This is a genomic window from Kribbella sp. CA-245084, assembly GCF_050942355.1.
Classification (GTDB): domain Bacteria; phylum Actinomycetota; class Actinomycetes; order Propionibacteriales; family Kribbellaceae; genus Kribbella.
This window is the reverse complement of the sequence record NZ_CP192053.1, coordinates 5,775,330-5,792,047: the sequence shown is the minus strand read 5'-3', so window position 1 is coordinate 5,792,047 and position 16,718 is coordinate 5,775,330. Positions and strand designations below refer to the sequence as shown.

The window sequence follows — 16,718 nt, the reverse complement described above, 5'->3', positions numbered from 1 at the left end:
GGCGACGATGACACGCAGCACGTTCCGCCGGTCCTTGGCGGGTGTGGCTCTGGTGGCGAGTGCCTTGCTACCGATGGCGTCGCTGCACGCGAGCGCCCAGTCCGAGGCGGTCCCGCCGACCGGCATGATCTGTACGGCGGGCACCGTCGCCGGCACCACGCGGACGTTCGACCTGGTCGCGTCCGCCGGAACCATTGACACCCCTGACGGCAACAGCGTCTTCATGTGGAGCTACTCGCCGGCCGGCGGGCACTTCCAGAGCCCCGGGCCCGTGCTGTGTGCGACCCAGGGGCAGACGATCGTCGTCCATCTGCACAACAATTTGCCTGAGGCAACCTCTATCCTCTTCCCGGGCCAGGACGGCATCGTCGCGCCGACCGGCGGGAGTGCCGGCCTGCTGACGACCGAGGCGGCGGCGGGTGGCGACGTCACGTACACCTTCACCGCCGGTCAGCCCGGAACCTACTTGTACGAGAGCGGCACCGACACGGCGAAGCAGATCGAGATGGGTCTGGCCGGTGCGCTGATCGTGCGGCCGACACTTGGAGACAACTTCGCGTACGGCGATGCGAGCACCCAGTTCGCCCCCGCCCGTGAGTACCTGCTGCTGCTCAGCGACATCGACTCCGACCTGCACCACGCCGTCGAGGTCGGCGGCACGTACGACGTGAACGCCTTGCGGAACCGCTACTTCGCGATCAACGGCCGCGAGTTCCCCGACACGATCCAGGACAACGGATCCGCGCTGCTGCCGAACCAGCCGTACGGCTCGCTGGTCCGGCTCCAGCCGAACACGCCGGCGGACAACCGCCCGGCCCTGATCCGGATGATCAATGTCGGTGCGGTCAACCACCCGTTCCACCCACACGGCAACCACACCCGCCAGATCGCCCAGGACGGTCGCCTGGTCGCCTCGACCGAGCACTTCGGCGAGACGATCGGATCCGGCCAGACCGAGGACTTCTTGCTGCGCTGGGACGACGCCGACAACTGGAGTCCTACCGCGAATCCACTCCCGGTAGCGCAGCCCAACTATCGCAACCTGTTCTTCAAGGACGGCAACACCTGGTACAGCGGTTCGCCGTACCTGGGCTACAAGGGCACCCTGCCGGTCGGCACCGCATCACAGAACGCCTGTGGCGAGTGGTACTTCCCCTTGCACAGCCACGCACTGAACGAGTTCACGAACTACGACCAGGGCTTCGGTGGCATGGGCACGCTGCTGCGAGTCGACCCAGCGGGTGGATGCTTCGGCTCGCCCACGGCGACCTCGCTGATCGGCGGCACGCTCAAGTCCGGTGCCGTCACGGCGCTCGGTGTGGCCGACGGCAACTACTACCAGGTCAACCCGAAGACGACGACTCGTCCCACTGCGACCACAGCTGGCCAGACCTCCATCACGGTCGCCTCGGCCGCCGGATTCCCCACCACCGGCTCGTACTTCGTCCGCATCGACAACGAAGTCCTGCAGGTGACCGGCGGCCAAGGCACCACCACCTGGACGGTTGCCCGCGGCCAGCTAACAACCGCTGCGGCGACCCATGCCAGCGGGGCGACCATCAGCGCACTGGCAACCGACTGGTACGGCACGTTCGGCGGTGTGCCAGCCGGCAGCAGCAACCTCAAGGCGATCTACGAGGGCAGCAACTGTGCCTCGACGACCGCGACGACGTGCGCTTCGCTGACCACCAACCTGCCCCTGCAGACCGTGAAGGTCTGCAACTGGACGGTCGCCGGTGCCGCCGGATGCAGTACGGCGACCGCGGCCGGCTGGACGACCTTGCCGGCACCTCCTGCCCAGCCGCAGGCCGTCGGCTCCACGAACGTCAGCTCCAGCTGGACGCTGCCAGGTTCGGCGAGCGCGTACATCGGCACCGGCTCGTACGCGGGCCAGGTCCGGGTGCTCGTCCACACCCAGCGGTTCACCGCACCCGCTCCGGCGACCTTCTCGACCTGGGGCGACCTGATGAAGATCGTGTACGACGCGCCATGACCGACCGGCAGAGGAGAGCTGCGATGCGTACATCCGTTCACCGCGGGGCGCGGGCCCTGCTGGTGCTCGTGCTGGCCGTGTTCGGCCTGACCTGCGTGGTCGGCTCGGCCACTGCCGCCACGGTCGCGATTGAGCTGTGCGCCGTCCCCGGGACGGCTGGCCTCCCCGGTGGTGGCATCGTTCCCATCTGGGGTTTCGGTACGCCGACGACGCCGGGCGACTGTACGACGGCGAGCGCGACCTTGCCGGGACCGCAACTGACAGCCACAGCGGGCGACCTGGTCACGATCACGGTCCGGAACGCCTTACCCGCCGGGCATGTGGTGTCCTTCGAGATTCCCGGAGTCACCTTCGATCCGGGACCGACGGATGCGGCGCCTGGCGCTTCGGTCAGCCGGACGTTTACCGCCCAGCCGGGCACCTACCTGTACCAGAGCGGCGGTGACGCCGGGCGGCAGGAGGGAATGGGCTTGTCCGGTGCGCTGCTGGTCCGTACGACGACCGCCAACCAGGCGTATGCGTCGGCGACAACGGCGTACGACGTCGAGGCGGTTCTCGTGCTGACAGCTGTCGATCCTGCCTTCAATGCGGCGCCGGAGACGTTCGACCTGCACAGCTACCGGGCGACGTACTGGCTGATCAACGGGAAGTCGTACCCCGACGTCCCGGCGATTGCGGGAGCCGCGGGTCAGCGGGTCTTGTTGCGGTACCTCAATGCCGGCTACGACAACACCTCGATGATGCTGCTCGGCATGCATCAGCAGGTCGTTGCCCGGAGCGCCAGGCTGCTGACGAATCCGTTCGCCGCGAGCACGGAAACCATCCCGGCCGGCGCGACCGAGGACACGATCGTCACCGTGCCGGCGGGAGCTCCACCCAGCACCCACGGCTTCCCGCTGTTCAACCGGCAGCTCCACCTGACCAGCGGACCCCAGACCGGTACGTCGCCGATCGGTAGCGGCATGCTGGTCTTCATCCAGCCATGAAACCTCGCACCAGAAGGGTTGTCGGCGTCGTGACCGGCGTCGCGCTGGTTGCCTGCGCACTGACGGCCTGGCTCTTTTACTCCGCGCGTAGAGACCAGTCCGCAGCTGCGCCGGCACCGGTGGCACAGGTCGCCTGGGGACGTACAGCGGTGAACGCCGACGGCCTCGCCGAGCGCAGCGGAGTGCGGATCACCCAGGTCGCCGTGACCGGTGGCGGCGGTCTGATCGACCTCAGGTACCAGGTGCTCGATCCGAACCGGGCGAACAGTCTGCATGATGCGGCGACCCCACCGGCCGTGATCGACGAGGGGAGTGGTCTCGTCGTACGTGATCTGCTGATGAGCCACTCCCACACCGGCAAGTTCACCGCCGGTGAGACCTACTACCTGGTGTTCGAGAACCCGGGTAACTGGGTCAGGCGCGGGTCGAAGGTCACAGTGCTGCTCGGCCAGGCGCAGGTCGAACATGTCGTCGTTCGCTGACGGTCACCTGCCGCGGGGAATGCTCAGCACCAACCGTGCACCTCCGGTCGGTCCGGACGCGGCTGTCAGCGTGCCGCCGTGAGCTTCGGCGACGGCGCGTGCCATCGGCAGGCCGAGACCGCTGCCCATCGGCCCGTCTTCCGGCCGCCGGTGCCAGAACCGCTCGAACACGAACCGCAGGTCGTCGGGGTCGATTCCCGGGCCGGTGTCGTCGACGGTGATCGTGATGCTCGCGGGCGACGACGTACAGCCGAGCCGGATCGTGTCGCCGAAGGCCGTGAAGTGCACGGCGTTCTCGACCAGGGCGTCGACGGCCAGTTCGAGCCAGTCCGGATCCGCGTGGACCTGTCCGGTCGTTCCGCAGACCACCTGCCACTTCCGTTCGGTGTTCGCCGTCCAGTTCACGCCCATCTCGGCGACCAGCGCGGCCAGGTCGGTGGGCCGGCGATCGAGCTCCTCGCCCGCGTCCAGCCTGGCTAGCGCCAGCAAGCGGTCGGAGAGCGCCGACATCCGGTCCAGTTGGTGGAGCGCGACCTCGACGTGCGGTCGGGTGACGCCGGTCGACGGCGCCGTACCGGCCAGCTCGAGGTGTCCGCGAGCGATCGTGATCGGGGTCCGGATCGCGTGCGAGGTGTCCCGGAAGAAACCGCGCTCACGCTCGAGGCTGGCGCGGCGCTGCTCGGCCATCCGCTCGACCTGGCGTAGTGCGGCGGCGCGGCGCTGGGCGTGCCACACCATCGCGACGAATAGCGCCGGCATCAACGGCACCTCGGCGAGCTCGGCCTTGTCGATGATCCCATCCAAGGCGTGGGCGGCGAGCACCCATCCAGTGGCGCCCGTCACCGCCACGGTCACCACAATCGTCGGCCACAGCGGCCACACCCGGAAGCCGTACACGATGGTGAGACTGAGGAACAGGAAGTGGTACGGAATCGTCTCTTCGCCGGGCATGGCGATCATCAGGCTGAGCATCGCGAGCATGAACGCCGTCAGCAGCCCGTCGACGAGTCGCCCGCGGCTGACGCGCGCCCGGTGCCGGGGCTGAACCAGCGGTCCGGCGAGCGCCGCCTGTTCAGGCGGTTTGTAGCTGATAGCCGACATTGCGCACGGTCCTGATGACGTCGCTGCGGAGTTTGGATCGGAGCCGGCCGATGCACACGTCGACCAGGTTCGTCGACGGGTCGAAGTCGTAGCCCCAGACCTCGGACAGCAGCTCCTGCCGGGAGCAGACGGCGTCCGGGTTGCGCATCAGGTGCTGGAGCAGCAGGAACTCGCGCTGCGGCAGCTCAGCGGTCCGCTCGCCGACCTGCAGCCGGCGGGTCCTGGTGTCCAGCACGATCTCGCCGACTCGCAGTACCTCCGGCAACCAGGCGGTCATCGCGGATGCCGGTGCGAGCAGCCGGGACCGCACCCGGGCGATCAGCTCGCGGACCACGAACGGCTTCGACAGGAAGTCGACCGCGCCCTGCTCGAGGCACGCCACCCGCACCTGCCGGTCCTCGGTCGCGGACAGCACCAGGATCCGGGTGGACCGGTCGTGCGTCAGCAACGCCGTGAGGACCGCCTGGCCGTCGAGTCCCGGCATCAGGAGATCCAGGATTACCAGATCCGGGCTGGTGGTCAGGGCGAGCCGGAGCCCCTCGGTCCCGTCCGTGGCCGTGATCACGTGGAAACCCTCGGCTTCCAGCGCACTCCGGACGAACCCGAGCAGGTCGGGTTCGTCGTCGACAACGAGAATCCTGGTCATCGAACCCCCTTCAGGCCGTCCGGCCTCACCCCAGGGCCGCGGACTTGCCGGCGCCTGTACCCCCACAGCTGCCGGCTCGGGACCCCTCCGATCCGTGACCCACAGACATTGTGAAACGGCCCGGTTCCGGACGGAAGAGTTGAGCGTTCTCCAGGCTGTATACCTGCGGATGACAGTCCTGTCATCCTTGCGCGGTGTTGTTCCGCCGGCCCGCGGCGCGACGTACGTTTCGAGGGTCGGAAGGATTGCCACTGGTCCTGGAAGCAAGTCGCGATGCCCCGCCACCGAGTCCTAGCGCGTGTACACGGCCCGCTGTCGCGGCTCGCCTGGTTCCTCTGGTACCTGGCGGTGCTCCTGGTGCCACTGTTCCTCGCCTGGGCTGTGCTCGGACCACCTGACAGCGGAGCCGGCGCGGCCGTGATGCTGAGCACCGGTCTGGTCGGGTTCTCCTCGCTGGTGGTGGCGGTCGTGCTGCCGGCCCGGCTGCCCTTGCTGATCGCGAGCTTCGGGATCGAGACGGTGCTCGCCGTCCATCGGCTGGTCGCGTTGATCGCCGTCGTACTCGTGCTGGTGCACCTGTTCGCGGTCCTGTTCGTCGATCCGCGAGGGTTGTCGATCCTCGATCTCGTGCACACGACCTGGGCGGCCCGGGCGGCGGTCACGTCGACGGTCGCCCTCGGGCTGGTCGTCGTACTCGCGTTGCGTCGGCCGTCCCGCCAGCCCCGGTACGAAGGTTGGCGACTCGTGCACAACGGGCTGGTCGCGGTCGTCCTGGTCTTCGCCTGGCTGCATGTCTGGTGGCTCCGGCATCTCGTCGCGCACGTGGTGGTGGCAGCCTGGTTCGTCGTCTCCGGCCTGTTGGTCGTCGGGCTGGCTGCGCGCCGCTGGATCTGGCTGCCAATACGGTCGCGCAGGTTCGCCTACGTCGTGGTGTCGGTGCGTGCCGTGCCCGGTGACGGTGTGACGCTGGTGATCCGAGCCGATGGTCATCCCGGGCTGCCGTTCGGGGCCGGACAGTTCGTCTGGCTGAAGATCGGCTCCACGCCGTTCGTGTTCGAGGAGCACCCGTTCAGCATCGCTTCCACTGCTGAGCATCCGGAGCAGATGGAGTTCACGATCAAGGCCCTCGGCGACTTCACCGAGTTGCTCGGCGCCCTCCGGCCCGGCCGCCGCGTCTTCCTCGACGGCCCGTACGGCGGGTTCACGATCGACGGACTGGAGGCCGCGCCCGGCTTCGTGTTCATCAGCGCCGGCGTCGGTGTCACGCCGTTGCTGAGCATGCTGCGCACCCTCGCGGATCGCGAAGATCAGCGACGCTTCCTCCTGATCACCTCGGCCCGCACCGAGCAGGACCTCATGCTGAGGCCGGAGATCGCGCAGGTTCGGACGCGACTGAACCTGAAGGTGATCGAGGCGGTCAGCGCCCCCGGCCAGGACTGGACCGGCGAGACCGGCCGCATCGGCCGCAACCTCCTCACCCGCAACCTGCCACGCCGCCCCCATCGCCTGCACTACTTCCTCTGCGGCCCGGCCCCCATGGTCACCTCGGTCAGCCACGACCTCGCCGCCCTCGGCGTCCCCTACCGCCGAATCCACACCGAACGCTTCGGCTCGGTCTAGGCCGGCCCCGCGGCGGTCGTGGTTCAGGCTTCCTGGTCAGATATGGGAGTGGTCCTTACGCAGACGGAGTTCGGGGAGGATCTCGGTGCGGTAGAGGTTCATCATGTCGACGGTGTGCGGGCCCATGTTGGCGACGTACACCTCGTCGAAGCCGGCTTCGACGTACGGCGTGAACGCCTCGACGTGGACGTCCGCTTTCGGGCCGCAGGCAACGGACTTTGCGGTGGACTCCTTCGTGACGAGCGTGCTGGCCTGTTCGAAGTGGCGGGGTGAGGGGAGCACCTGGGCGAGTTCGCCGGGCAGGCCGGAGTTGCCCCAGATCCGGTGGGCGTGTTCGACTCCTTCGGCCTCGGTCGGTGCGTAGCTGACCTTGAAGCCGGCCTGGGTCGGCTTGGTGCCGCCGCCGTTGTCGCGGAAGCGTTGCAGCAGATCGCGGTCGGGCGAGGTGGTGAGGTAGCCGTCCGCGATCCGCGCCGCGACGTCGGTTGCCTCGGGCCCGAATCCGGACATGTAGATCGGCAGCGGCTGCTGCGGCCGGGTGTAGATCCGGGCGGTGTCGACGGTGTAGTGCTTGCCGTGGTGGCTGACGAACCCGTCCTCGGTCCACAGCCGGCGCATGATCTCGACCGCTTCCTCGAGCATCTCCAGCCGTACGTCGATCGTCGGCCAGACCGACCCGAGGACGTGCTCGTTCAACGCCTCGCCGGTCCCGACGCCGAGTCTGAACCGCCCGTTCAGCAGTACGGCGCTGGTCGCGGCCGCCTGCGCGATGACGGCCGGGTGGATCCGCACGGTCGGGCAGGTGACCGCCGTCGTCACCGGCAACTCGCAGACTTGCGAGATCGCGCCGATCGCGGACCAGACGAACGCGCTCTGGCCCTGCTCGTCGTTCCACGGATGGAAGTGGTCGCTGATCCACAACCCGTCGAACCCGGCATCCTCGGCCATCCGGGCCTGCTCGATCAGCTCGGCCGGCGTGTACTCCTCGCAGGAGAGGAAATATCCGATCTTCACGTGTGCCTCCACGGTCCTACGAGTGTTCGCCGTCGAGGAGTTCGTGGATCTTCTCGAACGCCTTCTCGTTCAGCTTCACAGTCATACCGCCCCGGTTCCCCGCTGCCTACACCTCGAATCGGGGGTGAATGTGTCCGGGTACCGGTCGATTGACGGTTGCTTGCGGATAGCAACATGTTCGAAGACTTCGTGCTCGAGGAGTTCGACGTGGCGGGTACCCGGATCCGGGTGCGGCACGGTGGCTCGGGGCCGGCGGCGGTCCTGTTGCATGGTCATCCGCGGACGCATACGACCTGGTACGCCGTGGCGCCGCGGCTCGTCGACGCGACCATCCCGACCGTGTGTCGAAGCTGGTCGTGATGGACGGCGTACCGGTGGTGGAGGCGCTCGAGCGATGCGGCGCCGAGTTTGCGGCGGCGTGGTGGCACTGGTGGTTCTTCGCACAGTCGGAAAAGCCCGCCGAGCGAGTGATCTGCGCCGCCCCGGAGACCTGGTACGACGCCTGGACCACGAACTCACCGTCGGCGCTGGGACCAGACAACCACGCTGACTTCCTGACCGCGATCCGCGACCCGGCGACCGTCCACGCGATGCTGGACCGCATTCCTGGGTCGGTTGTTGTTCACAAACTTGGCTGCGGGTGGTTACCGAACGTGTCAGTCGATCGTCGGAAGGTCTCAACTCGGTCGCACGAGGTGCGGTTCGAGCGCCGCGGGGGGACTATGACGCCATGGATCGCGTCGGCCAAGTCATGGCTCCCGGGTTCACCGAACCCGGAGGAGCCAGGCATGTCCCTACTCGATATGACCGGCAGTGGAGCGGCTGAGCAGTTCGCGCAGCTTTCGATCGACCTGCACGACTCCGATGGTGTGGACGAGACCGTTCAAGCGGTTGTGGACTTCGCACTGCAGGCGCTGGATTGCTCTCATGCCGGCGTCGCGCTGATCGTGGCTGGTCAGCGGCTGGAGATTCCCGCGGTCACGGACCCGATCGTGGCCGAGATCTACGCACTGCAGATCGATGGCGGGAAGGGCCCACTGACGGTGTCCATGCACGAGCACTTGACGGTCCTGGTTGGCGATACCGCCGCGGATGACCGCTGGCCGGAATGGGCCGCCAAGGTGCGCGAACTCGGTGTGCGCAGCGTTCTGGATGTGCCGCTCACCACGGCGGCCGGCACGGTCGGTGTGCTCGGTCTCTACAGCATTCACCCGGACGCGTTCGGCCCGGACGAGGAGGCCATTGCGCACATCCTCGCCAGGCACGCCTCGGTCGCTGTGGCGAGCGCGCGGCACGAACACAACCTGGCCCAGGCGGTCGATGCTCGCAAGCTTGTCGGCCAGGCGATGGGCATCCTGATGGAGCGCTACCAGCTGAACGGCGACCAGGCGTTCGCCGTACTGCGACGTTACTCCCAAGACACCAACACGAAGCTGCGCGACGTCGCTCTCCAGCTCATCGACACCCGCAAACTGCCCGGACACAGAATCATGCAGTGAGCACCGCATCGCACGCGTGGGTCAGCGGATTGCCTGTGCTCCGATGACGGACAGGAGTTGTAGTTTTTCGTGGCTTTCGGTGCCGGGGATGGCGGTGTAGACGAGTAGGCGGTGTGACTGGTCCGGGTCGAGGAGGGATTGGCAGGTCAGTTCGAGGTTGCCGACTTCGGGGTGTACGAAGCGTTTGACGTCGTTCGGGTGGATGCCGATCTCGTGGGTGTCCCAGACTTGGCGGAATTCCTCGCTCTGATCCTGGAGGAGTCGTGCGAAGGCAGCGGCGCGGGAGTCGGGGCCTCGCAGTGTGGCGATCTGGCGCAGTCCGCTGGCGAACATGCGGGTCAGGAACGGATGGTCCTGCGGATCGTAGAGCTGCCGGGTGGTGGGGTCGGTGAACCATCGGTACCCGATGCTGCGGGCCGGGCCGTCGTACTGCGTCGTGTCGCCGGTGAGCGCGACGCCCAGCGTGGTCTGTCGCAGGGTCTCGCCGAGTTCGGTGACGATCTCCGCGGGGGTGTCGTCGAGGCGATCGAGGATGCGTAGCAGGCCGGGGCTGATGTGTTCGCTGGTCACACCGCGGGCCGGTGGGTTGTGCCCGGCCAGCCGGAACAGGTGATCGCGTTCGTCCAGTGAGAGATGGAGTCCCTGCGCAATGGACGCGATCATCTGCTCGGACGGCTGGGGGCCGCGCTCGCGTTCGAGCCGGGAGTAGTAGTCGGTCGACATGTGGCACAGCACGGCGACTTCCTCCCGACGGAGTCCGCTCGTACGGCGGCGTTGTCCGCGCGGCAGGCCGACGTCCTCGGGCTGCAGCAGCTCGCGGCGACGGCGAAGGAACTCTGCCAGCCCGGTGCGGTCGATCACGCTTCTCCTTCTCGAGTCCTGCTTCGTTTCTACCGCCTACCTGCCGCGGTATCCACGGCCTCCCGATCCCCCCATGGCGAGCCTGGGATCGGGAGGCCGTGGTTACCAGATCGCATCCGGCCGACGATCGATGCGATACCCGAGACCGCGAGGAGTAGGACCAATGCGACGTACGCCGATCGACATCAGCGTCCCAGATCTGTCCGGCAAGCGCGCCGTCGTCACCGGTGCGAGCGACGGAATGGGGCTGGGAATCGCCACGCGGTTAGCTGCGGCCGACGCTGAGGTGATCATCCCCGTCCGCAACCCACGCAAGGGCGAGGCCGCGATCGCGCAGATCAGACAGTCCGTGCCCGCCGCGAACGTCTCGCTGCGCAGCCTCGACTTGGCATCACTCGAGTCGGTCGCAGCCCTGGGCGAGAGCCTGCGCAAGGACGGGCATCCGATCCACATCCTGATCAACAACGCGGGCGTGATGACGCCGCCGAGCCGGCAGGTCACTGCCGACGGATTCGAGCTGCAGTTCGGCACCAACTACCTGGGTCATTTCGCCCTCGTCGGACAGATCCTTCCGCTCCTGCGCGCAGGCCGCGCCCGCGTGACCTCACAGATCAGCATCGCGGCCCGTCGAGGCAGCATCAACTGGGACGACTTGAACTGGGAACGTTCGTACGACGGCATGCGCGCCTACAGCCAGTCCAAGATCGCGCTCGGGCTGTTCGGCCTCGAGCTGGACCGCCGCAGCAAGGCACACGGATGGGGGATCACCAGCAACCTCTCCCATCCCGGAGTGGCCCCGACCAGCCTGCTGGCCGCGCGGCCCGAACTCGGTCGCACCAAGGACACGCCCCAGGTCCGCCTGATCCGTGCACTCTCGGCCCGCGGCATCCTGGTCGGCACCGTCGAAACCGCCAAGCTTCCGGCCCTCATGGCCGCGACCGACCCCAGCGCCAAGCCCGGCGCCCTGTACGGCCCCAGCGGCCCCGGAAACCTCGGCGGCCCACCCGCCGAACAACGGCTGTACTCACCGTTGAACAGCACCGAGGAGGCCGAGCGCATCTGGCAAGTCTCCGAGGAGCTGACGAAGTCCGGTCCGAAATCGCCGGGCCAGGCTGGTAGCCGCTATTTGCCGCTGTAGACGGGGAACGCGCTGGAGTCGCCGTAGTCCTGTTCGTCCAGGTTCCGCAGGGCGTCCATGTCCTCGTCGGAGATGACGAAGTCGACCTCCGCGTTGGAACGCAGGTGATCGGGGTTCGCGGGTCTTCGGCAGCGGCACCGTGCCGAGCTGCAGCGTGTACCGGATGCACAGCTGCGGGACCGACACGCCGTACCTGTCGGCGACCGTCGCGACCGCGGGGTTCTTCAGAATCTCGCCGTGGGCGATGGGGGAGTAGGCCTCTACCAGGATGTTCTTGTTCTGGCAGTAGGTGATCAGCTCCGTGGGCGTGTTTCCGGCGTGCACCAGGATCTGGTTGACATGCGGCGCGGTGGTGCCGTTCTGAAGGATGTTGTCCAGATCGGCCGGCAGGAAGTTCGAGACGCCGATCGAGCGGATCTTTCCTGCCTGGTGCGCCTTCTCGAGCGCCCGCCATGCGGCAAGGTTGCCCTCGGCGTACTCGCCGCCGCGGAAGTCGTTCCACGGCTGCGGGGCGTGGATGAGCATCAGGTCGAGGTAGCCGATGCCGAGCTTCTCGATCGACTCGTCGATCGCGGCGGCCGCCTGGTCGTGGTCCTTTATCTCGGCGGCGAGCTTCGTGGATACGAAGAGCTCCTCGCGGGGAACACCGCTGGTGCGGACTCCCTCGCCGACGCTGCGCTCGTTGCCGTAGGCCTGCGCGGTGTCGATGTTCCGGTACCCGATCTCGATCGCCGCGCGCACAGCCTCAGCCGCAGCGTCGTCATCGATGAACCAGGTGCCGAGTCCCAGCTTGGGGGATCTCGACCCCGTTGGACAGGGTGTAGGTCTCGGTCAGGATGGTCATGCCTTCTCTCCGTACTTCGGCAGCTTGCCGTACTCCTCGTCGGTGACTGGCTCGAGCCATTCGTTGCTGACGCCCTCGCCTGGGGTGATGAAGGCGATGTGGGAGAACCACGAGTCCGCCTTTGCGCCGTGCCAGTGCTTCGTGCCGGCCGGGACGCGGACCACAGTGCCGGGCTCCATGCTGACGGGGTCCTCGCCCTCCGCCTGGTACCAGCCGCTGCCCGCCGTACACAGCAGGATCTGGTCGCCTCCGCCCCCGCCGCCGCGGTGGATGTGCCAGTTGTTGCGGCAGCCTGGCTCGAAGGAGACATTGCTGACGGGAACGCTTCCCGACGCAAGAGGGGCGAGGTAGCTCTGGCCGAAGAAGTACTGCGCGTAGGCGTCGTTCTTCTCGCCGAGCGGGAAGATCTGATCGAAGTCAGTCGCGTGCATGTCTGATCCTTGTTCGCTATCGATGATGTTCTTGAGCACAGTGGTCGCGCCCATGCCGTTGGGCCAACCGGAGTAGAACGCGAGTTGCAGGAGGGCCTCCTTCAGCTCCTCGTCGGTGACGCCGTTGCGCCGGGCGAAGGCGAGATGGAACTGCAGTTGGTCGATCTTCCCGAGCGCGGTCAGCGCGGAGATCGTGATCAGGCTGCGGTCGCGCTTGGACAGACCCTGGCGCTCCCAAACCTCATCGAAAAGGACCTTGTCCGTGTAGTGCACCAGCCCGGGCGCAAAATCCCCGAAGGCGTTCTGCCCGCCGTTCCAGCCTGGTGTCTTGGGGTCGTTCATGGGGTCTCCATCGTGGTGGGGAGGAACAGGGCGAGGATCGCGGTCAGGGCCAGTACGCCGGCCGCGATCCACAGGCTCGTATGGGCGCCTTGCACGAATGCTCCTGGTTGCGCCAGCAGCCCGCCGAACACAGCGACGGCCAGTGCGCCGCCGACTTGGCGACTGGTGTTGAACACCCCGGAGGCGACCCCGGCCTGGTCGTGCGGCACGGCATCGAGCAGTACTGCGGTCGCGGGCGGGGACACGGTCGGTCCGCCGAGGCCGACCAGAACCATTAGCGTGGCGAACGCCCACAGCGGCGCGGAGGCAGGCAGCATGGCGACGGCGGCGAGCCCGATGGTCATGAGCGTCAGCCCGGCCACAATCAGGGTCTTGCGGCTGAGCCGCTCGGCCAGGCGCGCGGAGAACGGGGTCAGGACCAGCCCGATCAGCATCATCGGCAGGAACACGGTCCCCGTGTGCAGAGCGGTCAGGCCCCGGTCCTGCTGCAGGAACAGGCTGACCACGAACGGCAGTCCGTAGTACCCGACCATGAACGCGAACCCGCTGGCCACGGTGATCACCACAGTCCGGGAGCGAAACAGGTCCGCCGGCACCATCGGGTGTGCCACGCTCCGCTGCGCGATAACGAACCCGACCATGGCCAGGACCGCCACCGCCAGCGCCATCATCACGACCGGGTCGTCGAAGCCGCGGGCTCCCGCCTCGATCACCCCGAAGGTCAGCGCGACCATCGCGACCGCTCCGGTGACCTGGCCGAGTACGTCGAACGGCACCGCCCGGGGTAGCGACGTACGGGCGCGGGCCAGCAGCACCAGCGCGACCACGCCCACGGGGACGTTGAGACAGAAGATCAGCCGCCAGTCCACCTGGGTCAGCGCTCCGCCCAGCACCGGCCCGCAGGACGAGGCGACCGCGCCGCCCATCGCCCACACCGCGACCGCCCGGCCGCGAGCCCGGGCCTCAGGGTAGGCCTCGCGTAGCAGGGCCATCGACGCGGGCATGACCGCCGCCGCGGCCGCGCCCTGCACGAACCGGGCGGCGATCAGCGACCCCAGCGACGGCGCGAACCCGCAGGCGGCAGAGGCCAGCACGAACACTGCCAGACCGACGCTGAAGGCCCGGCTGGCACCCAGGCGGTCCGAAAGGGACCCGGCGGTCAACAGCAGCGCGGCGAACATCAGCGTGTACCCGTCGACCACCCATTGCAGTCCCGCCACGCCGCCGCCCAGGTCGGTCCGGATCGTCGGCAACGCCACGTTCACCACCACCGCGTCCAGGGTCACCACGAAGAACCCCAGCACGGCCGCGGCCAGCGCCGAAGCGGCGTGCCGGTCGCGGCTCGCCGTGAAATCGAGCACCGAAATGGTCGCTGATCCGGTGGACGTTGAGATGGATGGGTTGTTCACGTAGACCAGCACACCGCAGCTCACGCGGGCGAGACAGGTCGCGTTATGGAGGGCATAAACTCAACCCCCCTCGCGTCGGCCAGCGGGCCGTAGCGTGGGTGGCGTGGACAACCGAGAAGAGATCCGGGACTTCCTGGCCACCCGGCGCGCGAAGCTGACCCCCGAGCAGGTGGGGCTACCCGGCGGCGGTCGGCGTCGCGTGCCGGGGCTGCGCCGCGAGGAGGTCGCCGTACTGGCCGGGGTCAGTCCGGAGTGGTACACGCGGCTGGAGAAGGGCCATATCGCCGGGGTCTCGGAGGACGTGCTCGACGCCGTCGCACGCGCCCTGCAGCTGAGCGACATTGAGCGTCAGCACCTGTTCAACCTCGCCCGGGCGGCCAAGCCGGTACGCACGCCTCCGCGACGTACCGCGCCGAAGGTCCCGGTCAGCGTGCAGCGGATCCTGGACTCGATGGTCGGCACGGCCGCGTTCGTACGCACCGGCCGGCTGGACATCGTGGCCGGCAACGCCCTAGGCCGTGCCCTGTACTCCCCAGTCCTGGACGAGCCCGCGCACCGCGGCAACATCGCCCGATTCGACTTCCTCGACCCCCGCGCCGCCGACTACTACCCCGACCACGACGGTGCCTTGTCCGTCGCCGTCGCCCTGCTGCGGACCGAAGCCGGCCGCTACCCACATGACCCGGCCCTCACCGAGCTGATCGGCGAACTCGCCACCCGCAGCGAAGCGTTCCGCACCCGGTGGGGAGCTCACGACGTGCGCTCCCACAAAGGCGGCATCAAGAAGTTCAACCACCCCGTCGTCGGGTACCTCGAACTGGCCTACGACTCCATGGAACTCGTCGCCGCACCAGGACTCGTGCTCACCGCATACACCGCCGAACCCGCCAGCCCCTCGGCCGACAACCTCAACCTCCTCGCCACCTGGGCCGCCACCGAAGCAGCACAGCTGTCCCGGCCCGCAAGTGACGTGGACACGCTGTCTGAGAAGGGCACCGACAAGTCCATGTAAAGCCCGTCGGATAGCGCCTGACGCGGTGGCTACGAGCCGCCTCGCGCGGGCACGGATTCTTGGAACCTCACCTGCGTCCAGCGACTCGTATCGCGAACGGGGCAAGGGCGGCAACGATGAGCGCCAGTGCGGCGACCGCTCCCAGGGCGATTCGGAGGGACCAGGTCGAGGATGCCGCTCCGACGGCCGCTGGTCCGATGAGGAAGCCTAGGTAGGCGATCGTGGTGACGGTGGAGATGGCGCCGGCGCGGCGCACCGGTCCGGCCCAGGTGCCGACCATACCGATGATCGTCGGCGCGCAGACCGACGTACCTGCGCCAGCGATGGCGATTCCGGCGAGTGCTGCCCATGGGTGAGTCGCAGTCGCTGCGGCGAGTGAGCCCACAGCGGCGACAAGCCCGCCGAATACCAGCAGATGTACCGGCCGGAGACTCTTCAGCAGTGCGTTTCCGGTGAGCCGGCCAGTGGCGGCCGCGGCGGCGAAGACTGCCGGAGCGCTCGATGCGAGTCCAGCGGGGGCTCCCAGAGAGGTGTCGAGATGTATGGCGCTCCAGCTCTGCCAGGCGTTCTCGACAAGATAGGCGAGCGCGCACAGGCCGCCAAACATCAGCAACACAGGTTCCACCCGGCGCGTGGCAGCCGGCTCGGCGAGGCCAGAGTCGTCCCGCACTTCCCGTTGTGCGGTTGCGGAGCCCGGCATCAGGGAGAGAGCTGCGCCCGCGATCAGCACACCACAGCCGCCAAGAATGGGAAGCGCGCCAGCGCCGGTTGTGCGAAGAGCAGCAGCGGTGAGGCTGGATAGCACGACGGCGACGGAGAACAGGCCGTGAGCGAGGTTCATCACCGGACGGCCGCTGGCGGCTTCGGCGTGTGAGCCGCTGGCGTTGATGGCCACGTCCATAGCTCCTGATGTTGCTCCAAGCAACAATAATGCTGCACACAGGGTGAGGGTCGAGCCGGCGAGTGCGGGGAGCACACCGCATGCCGCGAAGAGCACCGTCACCACGGGGAGCGCGCGGCCGCCGTACCTGTCGACCAGATAGCCGGTGAAGCGCATGGAGACGAGCGCGCCGACACCGACCATCAGCAGCGCAACGCCGAGTTGGCCGTCGTTCACGCCAGCTCCTGCGCGGACCGCTGGCAAGGTAGCACCCCAAGCGCCCCAGAACAGACCGAACGCAGCAAAACCCACCACAGTCCTACGCACCCGCTGAACCTTAGTGCTCCAGAGGATCTCGAGCTGTGAGGAGTTCTAATGAAGGGCCGTTGATTCAGGCAACTAAATGTTCGATGTCACGACCTGTGACGGACTGGACCGGAAACGAGTAAGGGGTGCGTGC

At 67.7% G+C, this 16,718-nt stretch carries 16 protein-coding genes; 8 read left to right on the top strand and 8 right to left on the bottom strand.

Going from position 1 to position 16,718, the window contains the following annotated elements; genetic code table 11:
• The first annotated feature begins 7 nt into the window (after positions 1-7).
• From ACQPYH_RS27605 to ACQPYH_RS27595, 3 genes are read left to right on the top strand one after another with little or no spacing between them, the layout of a single operon-like run.
• Positions 8-1,993 carry a multicopper oxidase domain-containing protein gene (locus ACQPYH_RS27605; protein ID WP_432876910.1) on the top strand — a complete coding sequence of 662 codons (1,986 nt, stop codon included), beginning with the start codon at positions 8-10 and terminating at the stop codon, positions 1,991-1,993.
• A gap of 23 nt (positions 1,994-2,016) precedes the next feature.
• The gene (locus ACQPYH_RS27600) at positions 2,017-2,979 is read left to right on the top strand and encodes a multicopper oxidase domain-containing protein (protein ID WP_432876907.1); all 963 of its coding nucleotides are present in this window, start codon (positions 2,017-2,019) and stop codon (positions 2,977-2,979) included.
• Positions 2,976-3,461 (top strand): hypothetical protein, encoded by a 486-nt coding sequence (locus ACQPYH_RS27595; protein WP_432876904.1) that lies wholly within the window; start codon positions 2,976-2,978, stop codon positions 3,459-3,461. The genes ACQPYH_RS27600 and ACQPYH_RS27595 overlap by 4 nt, the downstream gene beginning before the upstream one ends.
• Before the next feature lie 3 nt (positions 3,462-3,464).
• On the opposite strand, the gene ACQPYH_RS27590 is transcribed toward ACQPYH_RS27595, so the two are convergent.
• Both ACQPYH_RS27590 and ACQPYH_RS27585 read right to left on the bottom strand, forming a co-directional pair.
• Positions 3,465-4,562 (bottom strand): sensor histidine kinase, encoded by a 1,098-nt coding sequence (locus tag ACQPYH_RS27590; RefSeq protein WP_432876901.1) that lies wholly within the window; start codon positions 4,560-4,562, stop codon positions 3,465-3,467.
• On the bottom strand, positions 4,534-5,208 hold the full coding sequence (locus tag ACQPYH_RS27585; RefSeq protein ID WP_432876898.1) for a response regulator transcription factor: 675 nt from the start codon (positions 5,206-5,208) through the stop codon (positions 4,534-4,536). Before ACQPYH_RS27585 ends, ACQPYH_RS27590 begins: the two co-directional genes overlap by 29 nt.
• A gap of 273 nt (positions 5,209-5,481) precedes the next feature.
• Between ACQPYH_RS27585 and ACQPYH_RS27580 the strand changes: the two genes are divergently transcribed.
• Positions 5,482-6,828 (top strand): ferredoxin reductase family protein, encoded by a 1,347-nt coding sequence (locus ACQPYH_RS27580; RefSeq protein WP_432876895.1) that lies wholly within the window; start codon positions 5,482-5,484, stop codon positions 6,826-6,828.
• Between the two features lie 36 nt (positions 6,829-6,864).
• On the opposite strand, the gene ACQPYH_RS27575 is transcribed toward ACQPYH_RS27580, so the two are convergent.
• Positions 6,865-7,842, bottom strand: coding sequence for a TIGR03557 family F420-dependent LLM class oxidoreductase (locus tag ACQPYH_RS27575; protein ID WP_432876892.1), 978 nt, complete (start codon positions 7,840-7,842; stop codon positions 6,865-6,867).
• Between the two features lie 174 nt (positions 7,843-8,016).
• Here ACQPYH_RS27575 and ACQPYH_RS27570 point away from each other — a divergent pair, with 174 nt between their 5' ends.
• Positions 8,017-8,202, top strand: a complete 186-nt coding sequence (locus tag ACQPYH_RS27570) for a hypothetical protein (RefSeq protein ID WP_432876890.1) — start codon at positions 8,017-8,019, stop codon at positions 8,200-8,202.
• Positions 8,184-9,341 carry an ANTAR domain-containing protein gene (locus tag ACQPYH_RS27565; protein WP_432876887.1) on the top strand — a complete coding sequence of 386 codons (1,158 nt, stop codon included), beginning with the start codon at positions 8,184-8,186 and terminating at the stop codon, positions 9,339-9,341. The genes ACQPYH_RS27570 and ACQPYH_RS27565 overlap by 19 nt, the downstream gene beginning before the upstream one ends.
• Before the next feature lie 21 nt (positions 9,342-9,362).
• Here the strand turns inward: ACQPYH_RS27565 and ACQPYH_RS27560 are convergent, their stop codons facing one another.
• A complete protein-coding gene (locus ACQPYH_RS27560; RefSeq protein WP_432876884.1) occupies positions 9,363-10,202 on the bottom strand; it encodes a helix-turn-helix transcriptional regulator in 840 nt (279 codons plus the stop codon).
• 163 nt (positions 10,203-10,365) lie between these two features.
• On the opposite strand from ACQPYH_RS27560, the gene ACQPYH_RS27555 reads away from it, so the two are divergent.
• Positions 10,366-11,340, top strand: coding sequence for an SDR family oxidoreductase (locus ACQPYH_RS27555; RefSeq protein WP_432876882.1), 975 nt, complete (start codon positions 10,366-10,368; stop codon positions 11,338-11,340).
• On the opposite strand, the gene ACQPYH_RS27550 is transcribed toward ACQPYH_RS27555, so the two are convergent.
• From ACQPYH_RS27550 to ACQPYH_RS27540, 3 genes are all read right to left on the bottom strand, one after another.
• Positions 11,227-12,081 (bottom strand): aldo/keto reductase family protein, encoded by an 855-nt coding sequence (locus tag ACQPYH_RS27550; RefSeq protein ID WP_432876879.1) that lies wholly within the window; start codon positions 12,079-12,081, stop codon positions 11,227-11,229. The two genes, ACQPYH_RS27555 and ACQPYH_RS27550, sit on opposite strands and share 114 nt — an antisense overlap.
• 99 nt (positions 12,082-12,180) lie before the next feature.
• A complete protein-coding gene (locus ACQPYH_RS27545) occupies positions 12,181-12,957 on the bottom strand; it encodes a carboxymuconolactone decarboxylase family protein (protein ID WP_432876876.1) in 777 nt (258 codons plus the stop codon).
• Complete coding sequence (locus ACQPYH_RS27540) at positions 12,954-14,318, bottom strand: MFS transporter (RefSeq protein WP_432876874.1); 1,365 nt, start codon at positions 14,316-14,318, stop codon at positions 12,954-12,956. The genes ACQPYH_RS27545 and ACQPYH_RS27540 overlap by 4 nt, the downstream gene beginning before the upstream one ends.
• A gap of 151 nt (positions 14,319-14,469) precedes the next feature.
• Here ACQPYH_RS27540 and ACQPYH_RS27535 point away from each other — a divergent pair, with 151 nt between their 5' ends.
• Positions 14,470-15,378: a helix-turn-helix transcriptional regulator gene (locus ACQPYH_RS27535; protein ID WP_432876871.1), complete on the top strand. Its 909-nt coding sequence runs from the start codon at positions 14,470-14,472 to the stop codon at positions 15,376-15,378.
• 67 nt (positions 15,379-15,445) lie between these two features.
• On the opposite strand, the gene ACQPYH_RS27530 is transcribed toward ACQPYH_RS27535, so the two are convergent.
• Complete coding sequence (locus ACQPYH_RS27530) at positions 15,446-16,495, bottom strand: MFS transporter (protein ID WP_432876868.1); 1,050 nt, start codon at positions 16,493-16,495, stop codon at positions 15,446-15,448.
• Between the last annotated feature and the right edge of the window lie 223 nt (positions 16,496-16,718).

Excerpts from the sequence above, each read along its gene's own strand:
- ACQPYH_RS27570 (WP_432876890.1), top strand. The coding sequence starts at position 8,017 with ATGTTCGAAGACTTCGTGCTCGAGGAGTTCGACGTGGCGGGTACCCGG.
- ACQPYH_RS27605 (WP_432876910.1), top strand. The coding sequence starts at position 8 with ATGACACGCAGCACGTTCCGCCGGTCCTTGGCGGGTGTGGCTCTGGTG.
- ACQPYH_RS27545 (WP_432876876.1), bottom strand. The coding sequence starts at position 12,957 with ATGAACGACCCCAAGACACCAGGCTGGAACGGCGGGCAGAACGCCTTC.
- ACQPYH_RS27595 (WP_432876904.1), top strand. The coding sequence starts at position 2,976 with ATGAAACCTCGCACCAGAAGGGTTGTCGGCGTCGTGACCGGCGTCGCG.
- ACQPYH_RS27555 (WP_432876882.1), top strand. The coding sequence starts at position 10,366 with ATGCGACGTACGCCGATCGACATCAGCGTCCCAGATCTGTCCGGCAAG.
- ACQPYH_RS27600 (WP_432876907.1), top strand. The coding sequence starts at position 2,017 with ATGCGTACATCCGTTCACCGCGGGGCGCGGGCCCTGCTGGTGCTCGTG.
- ACQPYH_RS27580 (WP_432876895.1), top strand. The coding sequence starts at position 5,482 with ATGCCCCGCCACCGAGTCCTAGCGCGTGTACACGGCCCGCTGTCGCGG.
- ACQPYH_RS27590 (WP_432876901.1), bottom strand. The coding sequence starts at position 4,562 with ATGTCGGCTATCAGCTACAAACCGCCTGAACAGGCGGCGCTCGCCGGA.
- ACQPYH_RS27585 (WP_432876898.1), bottom strand. The coding sequence starts at position 5,208 with ATGACCAGGATTCTCGTTGTCGACGACGAACCCGACCTGCTCGGGTTC.